This is a genomic window from Pontimicrobium sp. MEBiC01747 (genome assembly GCF_053601635.1).
Genome location: NZ_JBSHNS010000167.1, coordinates 47,182 through 60,336 on the forward strand (window position 1 = coordinate 47,182; position 13,155 = coordinate 60,336).

A 13,155-nucleotide genomic window follows, 5' to 3' on the forward strand; every position below is an offset into this window, starting at 1 on the left:
ACTCTAATTACAATTAGTCGCTATTTTTTTTAAAATAGTTTCAACCTGTATTAACTCTTCTAGAGTAATACCATCTAACGCTTTACGCCTGTTTTTTATTATAATAGGGCTTAAGCTTTCTAAAACAGATTTACCATTATCTGTTACAATAATTGTAGTTTTTGTACTATCAGCATCCGTATGTTGTTTTAAATAACCTTTTTCTACCATTACATTAATAGACTGTAATAATGAAACTTCATTATCATCTGTAAAAGTTAAAGCAGCAATATCTTTAAGCGGTAATGTAGGATTTTCTTCAATAAAAGCTAATATGTTAACCTGATCTATAGTTATTTCATCTATTACTTCCGAAAGTTTTTCTTGTGCGAGTTTTCGGTAAGATTTTATGGCTTTTTCAATACTATAAAAAAGGGTTTTTGAAGGTATAGCTCTCATTTAGGGATAGTTATTAAATACAATAATAATTGATACGCTATTTATTTGCAAGCGTTTTTATAAATTATACGTTTTTAATGAGGTATAAAGCCTAGCATTGTATGTTTTATAGGCAAAATGTGTGTGTATCTGGCTCTAAGCTTTTATTATGCAGGCAAAAAACAGAAAATAACGGTTTAACTCTTTTATAAAATTAGGAGACTAGTTAATATAATAAAGTAAAAAAACTAACGTTTGCTTAGTTAACTAACCAAACAATCTTTAAAATATAGAGCACAATTACGTTTTTAACCAATTTAACAAACTTTTTTATGAAACGTATTATTTTATCTCTTAGTGTATTTGCGCTATTTTTTTCATGTACTAATGACGACGATAATTCTGTGGGGAGCACAGGGAACTCCCAAGCAGAAGCTGGCTTTTATGCCTTAACCGTAGGAAGTTCTTGGGTATATAAAAATTATGTATACAATGTTAATACTCAGGAATATGACTATTCTGGAGTTATAGATTCTGTTAAAATAACAGGAGTAGAAATTGTTAATAATAAAACCTATTTTAAGTTTACAACAAAGACATCTGGAAACGATAATAACAATTTAATATTAAACCCTAATGGAACATCTACTGAATTGCTGAGGGATTCTTTAGGATATCTAGTATGGGAAACAGGTAAAATTAAGTTTGCAAATAATGATTTTTCTGAACGTATAATTAATGAGTATACATGGGGAACAACTTATGAAACCTTACAAGCAGGAATTAATGACTTTACTGTCGAGGCAGGAACTTTTTCATGTATAAACTCCGAACGTTATGCTAAAAGTAACCCAGATGAAACCTTATTGCCCGCTTTAGATAAAGTGTACTATTCAGATGGTGTAGGCTTAATTTACGAAACGATTTCTTTTGTAAGTTCCAATATACCCGCAGCACAAAAACGTCTAGATACTTACAGTCAAGAATGATGATTTAGTTAATGAAATGTATAATCATTTGAAATACAGTTTTTTATAAGGGCAAGCGTTTTTTTATATTAAAAAAAGTTTAAAAAATCATATATTTAAAAACTTTTGTCCCTAAAAATGAATTATTTAGAAACGCATTTAACGATAGTTAAACACCTCGTAGAACATACATTTAACCATACTTATAAAAAAAATAGTATAGATGACATACTGTGGGATATAGTTACAAACTGCGTAGATTCATTAATGTTAGAAGACTGTGTTATTTATATCTATGATAAAAGCAGCGATAGACTTATACAAAAAGCAGCATATGGCCCCAAAATTATAGATGAAGGTATTATAGCTAATCCAATTTATTTAAAGTTAGGGGAAGGAATTGTTGGGGCAGTTGCACGTTCTGGCATAGCAGAAATAGTTAGAGATTGTACAAAAGACCCTCGTTATATTATAGACGATATGTCTCGTAATTCTGAAATTGCTGTGCCTCTTATTTTTGAAGGAAATTTAATAGGTGTTATAGATTCTGAACACTCTAAGAAAAACTTTTTTACACAAGAACATTTAGATATTTTTAAAAGTATATCCTCTATCTGTGCAATAAAAATTGCAGAAATGAGAGCAAGTCAAAAAAATGAAGTCTTAGCTCGTTTTTTTAATGAAAGTTCACACCCAACGATACGAATAGATGAGTTTGGAAATGTTTTAAATAATAATAAGGCTTCAGAAAAGGTATTAAAACAATGGGAAACAGTTAATGGTAAAATAGGAAGTAAAAAAGTATTAAAAATTTTAGATAAAGTAATAAAAAATAATATTGAAAAAACACAAGAAATAACCATATTAGACAGAACCTATAATTTAAGATTTAATCCAGTAGTAGGGCGTAATTATGTAAATGTTTACTCTAGTAATATTACAGATATTAAAAAAGCGCAAGAAGAAGCAGAAAAAGCGAATGAAATAAAAGATAAATTTTTATCTGTAATAAGCCATGAAATACGAACACCTTTAAATGCAATAATTGGAACTTTAAATTTATTGAAATCTGAAAATTTAAATGAAAAACAATTAGAATATTTAAAAACAACCGATTATGCAAGCGATAAACTATTAACGTTATTAACTAACGTACTAGATGTAGAGAAAATAAAAGCAAATAAAATTCAAGTAGAAAACCTTCATTTTAATCTAGGCGCATTACTTAATAATTTGCATAATGCATTTACTTTCGATACCCAATCTAAAAATAACGATTTAAAATTTGTAGTAGATAAAAACATCCCTCAAAACCTATATGGTGACGAAACAAAGCTTTATCAAATTTTAATAAATCTGCTTAATAATGCTGTTAAGTTTACCAAAAATGGGCATATTTCGTTGCATGTTAAACAAGAACAGCTAAAAGCAGATAGTTGCAGAATTAGATTTGAAATTTCAGATACAGGTATTGGTATCCCAAAAGATAAAATAGAAAGCATTTTTAATCCTTTCCAACAAGCAGAGACTTCTATAACAAGACGCTTTGGAGGAACAGGGTTAGGCTTATCTATAGCTAAAGATTTAGTAGCATTGTTAGGAGGAACTTTAAGTGTAGAAAGTGAAGTGGGAGAAGGGACTACATTTATTGTTTTATTAGAGCTTATACTAAGCAAACAAAAAGCAAAAGAAAAAACGCAGAATTCTTTTAGTTTTAATGCAACATTGCTAGAAGGTATTAAGGTTTTGTTAGTAGATGATAATAAAATTAATTTAAAAATAGGAGAGCAGTTTTTAAAAAAATGGGGTGCAACAATTGTAAAAGCAGAAAATGGAATAGAGGCTTTTAAGGCTTTTAATAAAGAACCATTTGATTTAATTTTAATGGATATTCATATGCCAATATGTAATGGGTATGAAGCCACAAAAAAAATAAGAGCTACCCAAAATCCTCATAAAAATATCCCAATTATTGCTATCACAGCAGATGTTACAGACCATAGTAAAGTATTAGCAAAACAAGTGGGCATTAATGCTATAATTTCTAAGCCTTATAAACCTGAAGATTTTATAGATAAAATAACCAATGTACTTTTTAACGAGGACTAAAAACAGTATCTAAAAAAGAAGCAATATGGTCTTGATTGGCCCGAATTAATTCTGCTCTTGCACTATTTATATCGCTAGGCTTTTTATCTTGAGATAATTTAAACTTCCCTTCCCAATCAGTAATCTCTATTTTAAACCCCTTAATGTAATGTATTAAATTATCCATTCTAGAATTATTAATATCTAAACTATATTTAGGATTAGGTTGTTCAAAAAAATCAGTCATTTTAACCAAAGATTGCTTTATAGAATCTACATCTGTAATAGCAGAAACCTTACCTTTTAAATGAACCTTAATATAATTCCATGTAGGCAACTGTTTAGTACTATAAATACTTGGCGAAATGTAACACTGTGGTCCAGAAAATATAACAGTAACCTCGTTATTATTGGACAATAACTCAGCTTGAGGATTATTATAATCTATGTGTCCAACAAGTATCTTATTTTCATTATAAATTAGCGGTAAATGAGTAATTAAAGGCGTGTTGTTTTTTACAGAAATAATTGTTGCTAAAGGGTACGATTTAATAACACTAATCATATGATTAATGTTGCCCTCTAGATGATGTTTAGGCGGGTAACTCATCCTTAGCTAATTAAACTCCAAATTGTTTTAAGTGATGATCTAAATGTTTGTATTGCATTTGCCCCCATTGCTGAGCTGTAAATTCACCAAAAACGGGGTGAGGCTGCCAATTAGTTTTAGCTTTAGACTCATGCAGCTCATTTATTAATGTAACAAGTGCCTCTTTTTCGGTATTAAAAACTTTATGGTCTACAACTTTTAATCCAGGTGCAGTAGGTAAGTTTTTACGCCAAGGTTTATCGTTATATAAAGATTTCTTAAAAAAGGTTTTAATAAGCCAGTTAGGTTTTAAACCATAATCTATTTTTTGCATCATAATATTTAAAGGGGCTTGGCAATGATGTACCATTTGGGCAACATCCATTTTACCCCATAATGCAGAAGATGTTTCGTTTAATGTTTCTATTCTACTTAATAACTCTTTATGAGCCTCTGGATTGAATATTGATTGCATAATTGATAGATTATAAGATTACCCTTGAAATTTACAACATTTTTTTACTTAGTGAATTTATAAATAATAAAAAAAGATGTAGATTTATAAAATGCATAAAAAACTAGCCTCATTTTCAATAAAAAATTGGTCGGAAGGAGACCAACCGCGTGAAAAACTATTAAACAAGGGGAAAGAAGTGTTAAGTGATGCCGAGTTAGTTGCCATTTTAATTGGTTCGGGTAATAAACATGAAAGCGCTGTAGATTTGTGTAAGCGTATACTAGCAAGTGTAAATAATAATTTAAGCGAGCTAGGGAAGTTAACAACCAAGCAACTCATGAATTTTAATGGAATAGGAGAAGCAAAAGCTGTCTCTATAGTAGCAGCCCTAGAGTTAGGACGAAGAAGAAGAGGTAGCGAGGCTTTAGACCGCAAAAAAATAACGTCCAGCAGATCGGTTTTTGAGTTAATGCAGCCAATAATAGGAGAGTTACCTCATGAAGAATTCTGGATAATTTATGTTAATAACTCTAATAAAGTCATTCAGAAGAATCAATTAAGTAAAGGAGGCATTACAGGAACGTTAGTAGATGTACGCTTGGCCCTTAAAATGGCACTAGAAGTGGGAGCAATAGGAATTGTATTAGCACACAATCATCCTTCAGGAACATTAAGTCCTAGTAAAGCAGATATCGCTTTAACAAAAAAGCTAAAACTCGCTTCAGAAAGTTTAGATATAAAAGTTCTAGATCACCTTATTATAACAGAGAAATCTTATTTTAGTTTTGCAGACTCAAATCTTTTATAAGATATCCATAAACGTACAAGGAGTCATTGTCTAATTTCTTATTTTTGAAAGATAGGAACAGTATAAGTTTTCCTAAATTATGCTTTTAGTTTATTCACATAAAATAACGCCTAGATTAAAATATACATTTAAACAAATATGTACTAGAATTCTAGGAATTCCTGTAAGGTTTACTACAACTATAGAAGATTTTATAGCGCATAATAGTTTAAAAATGTCCTATACCAGACAACCTTTAAGCAATGAGATTTTTATTCGTTCTCATGAGTTGTTATTTGAACAGGGTTTAAATGATTTGGATATAAATGTTTCGACTTGGGAAGACACAAAATGTTTTTTTGCCAATGGAGAAAAAAGTGCTTTGCCTTTCGACATCTTTGCAGCTTCCTTTTACCTGTTAAGCAGATATGAAGAGTACTTGCCACATGTAAAAGATGAATACGGACGTTTTATGGCTAAAGATAGCCTAGGGTTTAAATCTAAATTTTTACACCAACCAGTAGTAGATATATGGGCCTATAAATTTAAAGCACTTTTAAAATTACAATACCCGGATTTTGATTACCCTAAAAGAGATTATAAAATATCTCCTGTTATAGATGTTCCAACGGCCTATAACTATAAATTAAAAGGAGTAATGCGTACAATAGGAGGAACCTTAAAAGATGTTTTTGGTTTCCGGTTTAAAGAACTCTATACTAGATATGCTGTATTATTTGGGTTTAAAAATGATCCTTTCGATACATTTAAATACATTATAAATAAACAAAAACAAACCAAATTTAAATTTGTTGTATTTTTTTTAATAGGAGACTTTTCAACCTATGATAAAAATATAAATGTTCAAAAACGAAAATTTGTCTCCTTAATAAAACAAGTGGCAGATTACTGTAATATTGGATTGAAAGCCAGTTATTTTGCTTTAGAAAATAAAGAAACCCTTAAAAAAGAAAAATTAAGGTTAGAAGCAGTAACTAATAGAGCTATACACGCATCTAGACAATCGTTTTCTAAGCTTAATCTTCCTGAAGCATACAGAAACCTTGTAGAATTAGAAGTGCCAGAAGATTATACTATGGGGTATATAGATTATTTAGGCTTTAGAGCAGGTACGTGTACGCCGTTTTTCTTTTATGATTTAGATTATGAAATACAAACACCTTTAAAAATTAATACATATCATGTATTAGATAATGCTTTATTAAAAACACAATCACTTTTAGATAAAAAACAGGCGCTTAATAACCTTATTGCTGAGGTGAAAAAAGTAAACGGAACATTTGTTTCTGTTTTTCATAATTATACATTTAGTAATAACGAAAAATGGAAAGGCTATAAAGACCTATTTAATATAATTATAGACTCTACACATGAATAATACAATAACAGATATCTTTTTCGATCTGGACCATACCCTTTGGGATTTCGATAAAAATTCTGGCTTAACTTTCGAACTAATTTTTAAAAAAAACGGTATAGATGTACAGTTAGAAACCTTTTTAAAATATTATGAGCCTATTAATTTAAAATATTGGAAGCTTTATAGAGAAGAAAAAATAAACAAAGAAAATTTAAGATTTAAACGATTACAAGAAACATTTAATGCTATAAATGTTAATATTGAAGCAGTAATGATAGATAAACTATCAGAAGATTATATAACATATTTAACAACTCATAATCATATTTTTGATGGCACAATAGAGTTGTTAGAGTACCTAAAACCAAACTACAGATTGCACATTATAACAAATGGTTTTGAAGAAGTACAAAAACATAAACTAATAAAATCTAAAATAGATCATTACTTTAATACCGTAACAAACTCTGAGATGGTAGGAGTAAAAAAACCTAACCCTAAAATATTTCATTTTGCATTAAACCTAGCAGGAGCAACTAAAGAAAATAGTATTATGATAGGAGATAATTATGAAGCAGATATATTAGGAGCATTAAATATAGGCTTAGATGCTATTTGTTTTAATTATCATAATTCAATAATTGATTCAGGAATAAAACAAGTAAATAATATAATAGAAATAAAACGCTTTTTTTAGTAATAATATATTTTTTAAGTCGTTTTAATATTAAAAAGCGATTAAAAATGTTAAAAAACGTGTTTATATATGTGGTTTTTTGTTTTCTATCATTCTCATGTGTTGAAAATGTCGATTTTGATCAAGCAGAAAACATTATACTTACCCCAACCCTAGAATCTAGTCTATTATTTTTTGAAGAGCCAGCCACTACATTTGTAGACAATTCTGGAGCCGAGGTTTTAACTATTACAGATAGTGTTGTAATAGAAATTTTTAACGATGAATTTGTAAAAGATAATTTACAAAAAGCAATTCTTCTATTTGAAGCAACAAATAGTATTAAAAGAACTTTTGAAGCAAAAGTAGATTTTTTAAATGAATTAGATGAATTGCAACATACCATAACATTTACAGTTACACCATCTATAAATAATGAAGCCGTAATAACAGAAAGTACAGAAGTTTTTGAAGGCGGCAACTTAGAAGCGATAAAAACAACAAATAAGTTATTTTTAACGCTAACAATGCTTGCTAGTTCTGATGGATCTACACTAAACAATAACTCAAGCGGTACATTAGGCTTTAGGTCTAAAGGCACCTTCTTTTTTAACATAAATACAGGAGAATGAAGCAGACTTGCCTGTTATTTATGATTGTAACTTTTGTTTGTGGAGCACAAAACAAGCAGGTATTATATGGGTTTAACGAAATTCCGCAGAATTTGTTGATTAATCCAGGAGCAGAAGTTGATAATGATTGGTATGTAGGCATACCTTTATTATCCCATATTCATGCTAATGTTGGTTTCTCTGGAGTATCTCCGTATGATCTTTTTGTAAAAGACGGTAGAGACTTTAATTCTAAATTAAAAGATATAGTATATAGTATGGATAATAAAGATGTTTTTGCTATAAACCAACAATTAGAAATATTATCTGGAGGCTTTGCTTTTGGTAATGGTTATGAAAAAAATAAATACCTATCTTTTGGTTTATACGAAGAGTTAGATGTTTTTGTATATTTTCCTAAGGACTATGCTGTTTTGGCTTACGAAGGAAACTATAATAATATTAACAGAAAATTTAATTTGGGAGATTTAAATGCAAGTGGAGAATTGATTTCTGTTTTTCATTTAGGGTACAATAAAAAAATAAATAAAAAGTTTACAATAGGAGCTAGAGGCAAAATATATTCCAGTATTATTAATATAAACTCGACTAGAAATACAGGAACATTTGTAACAGTACCAGGAACAGAAAATTTTTACAGGCATATTTTTAGTTTAGGATTAGAAGCTAGAACTTCAGGCTTATCTAGTTTAATAAATGATAATAATTCTGAAGTTAATAATGATATTTCAACAATAAAAAAGAGAATCCTATTTGGTGGTAATTTAGGCTTAGGTTTAGATATAGGGTTTACCTATAAATTTAAAAATAATCTAACATTAGATGCAAGTATACAAGATATAGGTTTTATTAGGCATAAAAAGGATGTAGAAAATTATAGTCTAAGAGGGCGTTACGAATTTGAGGGAATTAACCCGCTTTTTTCGGGAAGTAACGGTGAACAAACTGCGCAAGAATATTGGGACGAAATAGCTAACCAATATGATAATTTATTTGAATTAAAAAAAGATAATCAAGCCTACACAACATGGAGACCATTAAAGTTAAATGCAGCTGTAAAATATGCATTTGGAGGAAATAACAAAGAAATATGCGATTGTAAATCTAACAAAGATGGCTATGCTAATGCTTTAGGAGTTCAACTATTTATGATTAATAGACCAAAGCAGCCGCAAATAGCATTAACAGCCTTTTACTATAAAAAAATCTTTAGGCAATTACGATTAAAAGCAACATACACAGCAGATTCTTACTCAAGTTCTAATATTGGTTTAGGACTGTCAGCACATTTAGGAAACGTAAATTTTTATGCCATGGCAGATAATTTATTAAAATTTCAGAACTTAGCACAAGCACAAAGCTTATCTTTACAAGTAGGATTCAATTATATTTTTACAAAAAATGAAAACAAATAAAACAATTTTTGCCTTGCTGGCTTTTTTTATAATCTCATTATTACCTGCTCAAGTTAGTTTAAATGAATATAAGTATGTTATTGTACCTAATAAATTTGAGTTTTTAAAAGAAGCAGATCAATATAGGCTAAATTCTTTAACTCAATACTTATTTCAAAAAAATGGCTTTATAGCTGTAATGGAAGAAGACAAATTGCCTGAGGAAATTGTAAAAAATAGTTGCTTAGCATTAAAGGCAGATGTGTTAAGTAATTCTGGAATGTTTAAAACAAAACTAAAAGTAGAACTTAAAAATTGTAATGGAGAAGTTGTTTATACATCATTAGAAGGTACTTCAAGAGAGAAAAAATATGCAGTAGCATACAATAATGCTATCCGCGCTGCTTTTAATTCGTTTAAAGATTTAAACTATAAATATGAGCCAAATGAAAAGACTTTAGCAATGGCAGAAGCAGAGACTAAAAAAGAAGAAGAAATTAAAAGATTAAAAGAAGAAATTAAATCTTTAAAAGCAGTTGAGGAGAAAGTAAAAGTAGTTGAGCAAGTAAAAACAGAGGTAAAGAAGCCAATTGAAAAAGAAGTAGAAAAAGAGATTAAAAAAGACAACATTAAAACATTTAATAAAGATGTATTATACGCGCAACCTACAAACACAGGATTTCAATTAGTAGATACAACACCTAAGGTTGTATATACCCTATACGCTTCTGGGCAAGAACATATTTTTATAGTAAAAGGAAGAGATGCTGTAATATATAAAGTCGATACAGGGTGGGTAATTGCTGAGCAAAAAGGAAATAGATTAGAAAAAAAGAACTTAAATATTAAGTTTTAATACCCGTACTTTTCTTTCCAACGTGCTTTTAAAAACTGACGCTGTGCATTTTCACGGGCATTATTACCAGGTTCGTATAATTTTGTGTTTTTTATTTCTTCAGGAAGAAATTCCTGATTAGCAAAATTATTTTCGTAATCATGAGAGTATTTATACGCCTCACCATAACCAATTTCTTTCATAAGTTTAGTAGGTGCGTTCCTAATAGATAAAGGAACAGGCAAGTCTCCCGTATTTTTAACCAATTGTTGTGCAGTACCAATGGCCATATATGCTGCATTACTTTTAGGAGAGCAAGCTAAATATGTAGCACATTGACTTAAAATTATTCTCGATTCTGGATATCCTATAGTAGAGACAGCTTGAAAAGTAGTATTCGCCATTACCAAAGCAGTAGGGTTAGCGTTTCCAATATCCTCACTAGCTAAAATAAGTAAGCGCCTAGCAATAAATTTTACATCTTCGCCACCCTCTACCATCCTAGCTAAATAATATACAGCAGCATTGGGATCACTGCCACGAATAGATTTTATAAAAGCAGAAACAATATCATAATGTTGTTCACCAGTTTTATCATAACGTACTGTATTGTTCTGTACTTTGTTTAAAACTAGTTCATTGGTAATAGTGACCTTATCTGTGTTTTCAGAGTTTATAACAAGCTCGAAAATATTTAATAATTTTCTAGCATCACCCCCGGAAAGACGCAATAAAGCTTCGGTTTCTTTTAATATTATTGTTTTTTTAGAAAGCAACTCATCCTCTTTTATAGCACGCATTAAAAGCAATTCTAAATCCTTTTTATCAAAAGGCTTTAATATATATACCTGACATCGTGACAATAAAGCAGGGATAACCTCAAAACTCGGGTTCTCTGTAGTAGCACCAATTAATGTAACCCAACCTTTTTCTACAGCTTGTAATAAAGAATCTTGTTGCGATTTACTAAAACGATGTATCTCATCTATAAAAAGAATAGGATTTTTAGTAGTAAATAAACCTCCACTACTTTTAGCTTTTTCAATGACTTCTCTAACATCTTTAACACCAGAACTAATAGCACTTAAAGTATAAAAAGGTCTTTTAGACTCAGTAGCTATAATATTAGCCAAAGTAGTTTTTCCAATTCCTGGAGGTCCCCAGAGAATTAAAGAAGGAATTAAGCCTTGCTCAATTTGCTTAGTTAACGTACCATACTCACCAACTAAATGAGTTTGGCTAATATAATCTTCTAAAGTTTTTGGTCTTAATCGTTCAGCTAAAGGTGCATTCATAGAACAAAATTAAAGCAATTATTATAAAAATTAAGAGTCGTAGAACTAAAAATTTGTAAGAGCATTATGTTTTATCTGCCATTCTAGCACAAAAAGAATTATTGGATAATAATTTGTTATACTAACTAACCTATGAAAAAGCAGCAAGAATCTTTTAAGTTTTCTAAAGAAGTCATACTTTATCCATTACTTTTTGTACTGCTAATATGGACAGTATTTATTTTCGAAGTACGTTTTGGTTATAGATTTAATAAGTATGGTATTTACCCGCAAACGGTGAAAGGGTTAAGAGGTATTATTTTTAGTCCATTCATACATTCTGGATTAAAACATTTATACTCTAATACAATACCATTATTTGTACTATCATCTGCATTATTTTATTTCTATAGAAATATAGCCTGGAAAATCATTATATATGGTATTTTGCTTTCAGGTTTTTTTACATGGTTAATAGGAAGGCCATCATACCATATTGGAGCTAGTGGATTAATATACGTGTTATTTAGTTTTAATTTCTTTAAAGGTATTTTTGCAAAACATTATCGTTTAATAGCTCTCTCTCTATTAGTAATATTTATATACGGAAGCATGTTTGTTTACGCGCTTCCTATAGATGAAAAGATATCTTGGGAAGGACATACAGGAGGATTAATTGCAGGATTGTTATTTGCCTTATTTTTTAGAAAAGAAATAGCTAAACCTAAGAAATATGTTTGGGAAAGAGAAGATTATAAAGAAGAAGACGATGAGTTCTTAAAACATTTTGACGAAAACGGAAATTTTATTGAAAAGCTAGAGCCAGACGATAACGAGTTGAGTGAAAATAATTTTGAAAACTCAGAGACTACTACTAGTTCTGTAAAAGTGAGTTATAACTTTAAAGAAAATAAAAAAGAATTATAAGCGTTGTCTAACAGCCTCATAAAGGAAAGCTCCGCAAGCTACAGATACATTTAATGACTCAATATCGCCTAGTAAAGGTAATTTAGCCTTTGCATCTGCCAATTTTAATACAGAAGGGTTAATACCTCTACCTTCAGAGCCCATTATTATAGCACAAGGCTCCTTGAATGAAACATCGTAAAGAGTATTATTAGTTTTTTCTGTAGCAGCTATTACCTTAATCCCCGAGGCTTGTAGCAAGAACATAGCGTCTTTAATATGGTCTACTTTACAAATAGGAACTTTAAAAACAGCACCCGCACTTGTTTTAATAGTATCACCATTTACTGGAGCACCACCCTTTTTTTGCACTATTATTCCATGAACACCTGTGCATTCAGCAGTTCTAATAATAGCCCCAAAATTCCTAACATCACTTAATTGATCTAACAGTAAAAATAGAGGAGTAGCATTGGTTTTTAATATATCCTCTATTAGTGTTTCTAAATCATGAAAAGGAATTGGAGCAATTTGTGCAACAGCACCTTGATGATTATTTTTAGTTAATCTATTTAGTTTTTCTGCAGGAACATAAGAAAAATTAATGCCTTTTAGTTTTATTAAGGACTCTAGTTCTGAAAATAAATCGCCTTTAATTCCTTTTTGTAGAAATACCTTATCTATAGACTGCTTAGCATTAATAGCTTCTATTACTGCCCTTAAACCAAAAATTTGAGTATTTTTTTCCATT

The 13,155-nt window shown here is 29.9% G+C and carries 14 protein-coding genes; 9 read left to right on the plus strand and 5 right to left on the minus strand.

The genetic code is table 11. The features are described from left to right. Positions 1-3 precede the first annotated feature (3 nt). Positions 4-438: a MarR family winged helix-turn-helix transcriptional regulator gene (locus ACVC2P_RS04805; protein ID WP_452597349.1), complete on the minus strand. Its 435-nt coding sequence runs from the start codon at positions 436-438 to the stop codon at positions 4-6. 311 nt (positions 439-749) lie between these two features. Between ACVC2P_RS04805 and ACVC2P_RS04810 the strand changes: the two genes are divergently transcribed. Both ACVC2P_RS04810 and ACVC2P_RS04815 read left to right on the plus strand, forming a co-directional pair. Further along, positions 750-1,406, plus strand: coding sequence for a hypothetical protein (locus ACVC2P_RS04810; RefSeq protein ID WP_452597350.1), 657 nt, complete (start codon positions 750-752; stop codon positions 1,404-1,406). Positions 1,407-1,523: 117 nt separating this feature from the next. After that, positions 1,524-3,494 (plus strand): ATP-binding protein, encoded by a 1,971-nt coding sequence (locus ACVC2P_RS04815; RefSeq protein ID WP_452597351.1) that lies wholly within the window; start codon positions 1,524-1,526, stop codon positions 3,492-3,494. Here ACVC2P_RS04815 and ACVC2P_RS04820 read toward each other — a convergent pair. Both ACVC2P_RS04820 and ACVC2P_RS04825 read right to left on the minus strand, forming a co-directional pair. After that, positions 3,481-4,083 carry an FMN-binding negative transcriptional regulator gene (locus ACVC2P_RS04820; RefSeq protein WP_452597352.1) on the minus strand — a complete coding sequence of 201 codons (603 nt, stop codon included), beginning with the start codon at positions 4,081-4,083 and terminating at the stop codon, positions 3,481-3,483. The two genes, ACVC2P_RS04815 and ACVC2P_RS04820, sit on opposite strands and share 14 nt — an antisense overlap. Positions 4,084-4,093: 10 nt before the next feature. Further along, positions 4,094-4,537 carry a DUF1569 domain-containing protein gene (locus ACVC2P_RS04825; protein WP_452597353.1) on the minus strand — a complete coding sequence of 148 codons (444 nt, stop codon included), beginning with the start codon at positions 4,535-4,537 and terminating at the stop codon, positions 4,094-4,096. 91 nt (positions 4,538-4,628) lie between these two features. On the opposite strand from ACVC2P_RS04825, the gene radC reads away from it, so the two are divergent. From radC to ACVC2P_RS04855, 6 genes are all read left to right on the plus strand, one after another. After that, positions 4,629-5,327 (plus strand): RadC family protein, encoded by a 699-nt coding sequence (gene radC, locus ACVC2P_RS04830; RefSeq protein ID WP_452597354.1) that lies wholly within the window; start codon positions 4,629-4,631, stop codon positions 5,325-5,327. A 79-nt stretch (positions 5,328-5,406) separates the two neighbouring features. Then, the gene (locus ACVC2P_RS04835; RefSeq protein WP_452597355.1) at positions 5,407-6,705 is read left to right on the plus strand and encodes a polysaccharide deacetylase family protein; all 1,299 of its coding nucleotides are present in this window, start codon (positions 5,407-5,409) and stop codon (positions 6,703-6,705) included. Next, positions 6,698-7,384, plus strand: coding sequence for a YjjG family noncanonical pyrimidine nucleotidase (locus ACVC2P_RS04840; protein WP_452597356.1), 687 nt, complete (start codon positions 6,698-6,700; stop codon positions 7,382-7,384). The genes ACVC2P_RS04835 and ACVC2P_RS04840 overlap by 8 nt, the downstream gene beginning before the upstream one ends. 47 nt (positions 7,385-7,431) lie before the next feature. After that, the gene (locus ACVC2P_RS04845) at positions 7,432-7,995 is read left to right on the plus strand and encodes a hypothetical protein (RefSeq protein ID WP_452597357.1); all 564 of its coding nucleotides are present in this window, start codon (positions 7,432-7,434) and stop codon (positions 7,993-7,995) included. Next, on the plus strand, positions 7,992-9,410 hold the full coding sequence (locus ACVC2P_RS04850) for a DUF5723 family protein (RefSeq protein WP_452597358.1): 1,419 nt from the start codon (positions 7,992-7,994) through the stop codon (positions 9,408-9,410). Before ACVC2P_RS04845 ends, ACVC2P_RS04850 begins: the two co-directional genes overlap by 4 nt. Next, positions 9,397-10,245: a hypothetical protein gene (locus tag ACVC2P_RS04855; RefSeq protein WP_452597359.1), complete on the plus strand. Its 849-nt coding sequence runs from the start codon at positions 9,397-9,399 to the stop codon at positions 10,243-10,245. The genes ACVC2P_RS04850 and ACVC2P_RS04855 overlap by 14 nt, the downstream gene beginning before the upstream one ends. On the opposite strand, the gene ACVC2P_RS04860 is transcribed toward ACVC2P_RS04855, so the two are convergent. Then, positions 10,242-11,519, minus strand: a complete 1,278-nt coding sequence (locus tag ACVC2P_RS04860) for a replication-associated recombination protein A (RefSeq protein ID WP_452597360.1) — start codon at positions 11,517-11,519, stop codon at positions 10,242-10,244. The genes ACVC2P_RS04855 and ACVC2P_RS04860 overlap by 4 nt on opposite strands. Positions 11,520-11,651: 132 nt before the next feature. Here ACVC2P_RS04860 and ACVC2P_RS04865 point away from each other — a divergent pair, with 132 nt between their 5' ends. Next, positions 11,652-12,425 (plus strand): rhomboid family intramembrane serine protease, encoded by a 774-nt coding sequence (locus ACVC2P_RS04865; RefSeq protein WP_452597361.1) that lies wholly within the window; start codon positions 11,652-11,654, stop codon positions 12,423-12,425. Here ACVC2P_RS04865 and rlmB read toward each other — a convergent pair. Continuing rightward, on the minus strand, positions 12,420-13,154 hold the full coding sequence (gene rlmB / locus ACVC2P_RS04870) for a 23S rRNA (guanosine(2251)-2'-O)-methyltransferase RlmB (RefSeq protein ID WP_452597362.1): 735 nt from the start codon (positions 13,152-13,154) through the stop codon (positions 12,420-12,422). The two genes, ACVC2P_RS04865 and rlmB, sit on opposite strands and share 6 nt — an antisense overlap. Position 13,155 lies beyond the last annotated feature (1 nt).

What these genes read in the sequence shown, in the direction of transcription:
- ACVC2P_RS04805 (WP_452597349.1), bottom strand. Translation starts at nt 438, where the DNA reads ATGAGAGCTATACCTTCAAAAACCCTTTTTTATAGTATTGAAAAAGCC.
- ACVC2P_RS04810 (WP_452597350.1), top strand. Translation starts at nt 750, where the DNA reads ATGAAACGTATTATTTTATCTCTTAGTGTATTTGCGCTATTTTTTTCA.
- ACVC2P_RS04815 (WP_452597351.1), top strand. Translation starts at nt 1,524, where the DNA reads ATGAATTATTTAGAAACGCATTTAACGATAGTTAAACACCTCGTAGAA.
- ACVC2P_RS04820 (WP_452597352.1), bottom strand. Translation starts at nt 4,083, where the DNA reads ATGAGTTACCCGCCTAAACATCATCTAGAGGGCAACATTAATCATATG.
- ACVC2P_RS04825 (WP_452597353.1), bottom strand. Translation starts at nt 4,537, where the DNA reads ATGCAATCAATATTCAATCCAGAGGCTCATAAAGAGTTATTAAGTAGA.
- radC (WP_452597354.1), top strand. Translation starts at nt 4,629, where the DNA reads ATGCATAAAAAACTAGCCTCATTTTCAATAAAAAATTGGTCGGAAGGA.
- ACVC2P_RS04835 (WP_452597355.1), top strand. Translation starts at nt 5,407, where the DNA reads ATGCTTTTAGTTTATTCACATAAAATAACGCCTAGATTAAAATATACA.
- ACVC2P_RS04840 (WP_452597356.1), top strand. Translation starts at nt 6,698, where the DNA reads ATGAATAATACAATAACAGATATCTTTTTCGATCTGGACCATACCCTT.
- ACVC2P_RS04845 (WP_452597357.1), top strand. Translation starts at nt 7,432, where the DNA reads ATGTTAAAAAACGTGTTTATATATGTGGTTTTTTGTTTTCTATCATTC.
- ACVC2P_RS04850 (WP_452597358.1), top strand. Translation starts at nt 7,992, where the DNA reads ATGAAGCAGACTTGCCTGTTATTTATGATTGTAACTTTTGTTTGTGGA.
- ACVC2P_RS04855 (WP_452597359.1), top strand. Translation starts at nt 9,397, where the DNA reads ATGAAAACAAATAAAACAATTTTTGCCTTGCTGGCTTTTTTTATAATC.
- ACVC2P_RS04860 (WP_452597360.1), bottom strand. Translation starts at nt 11,519, where the DNA reads ATGAATGCACCTTTAGCTGAACGATTAAGACCAAAAACTTTAGAAGAT.
- ACVC2P_RS04865 (WP_452597361.1), top strand. Translation starts at nt 11,652, where the DNA reads ATGAAAAAGCAGCAAGAATCTTTTAAGTTTTCTAAAGAAGTCATACTT.
- rlmB (WP_452597362.1), bottom strand. Translation starts at nt 13,154, where the DNA reads ATGGAAAAAAATACTCAAATTTTTGGTTTAAGGGCAGTAATAGAAGCT.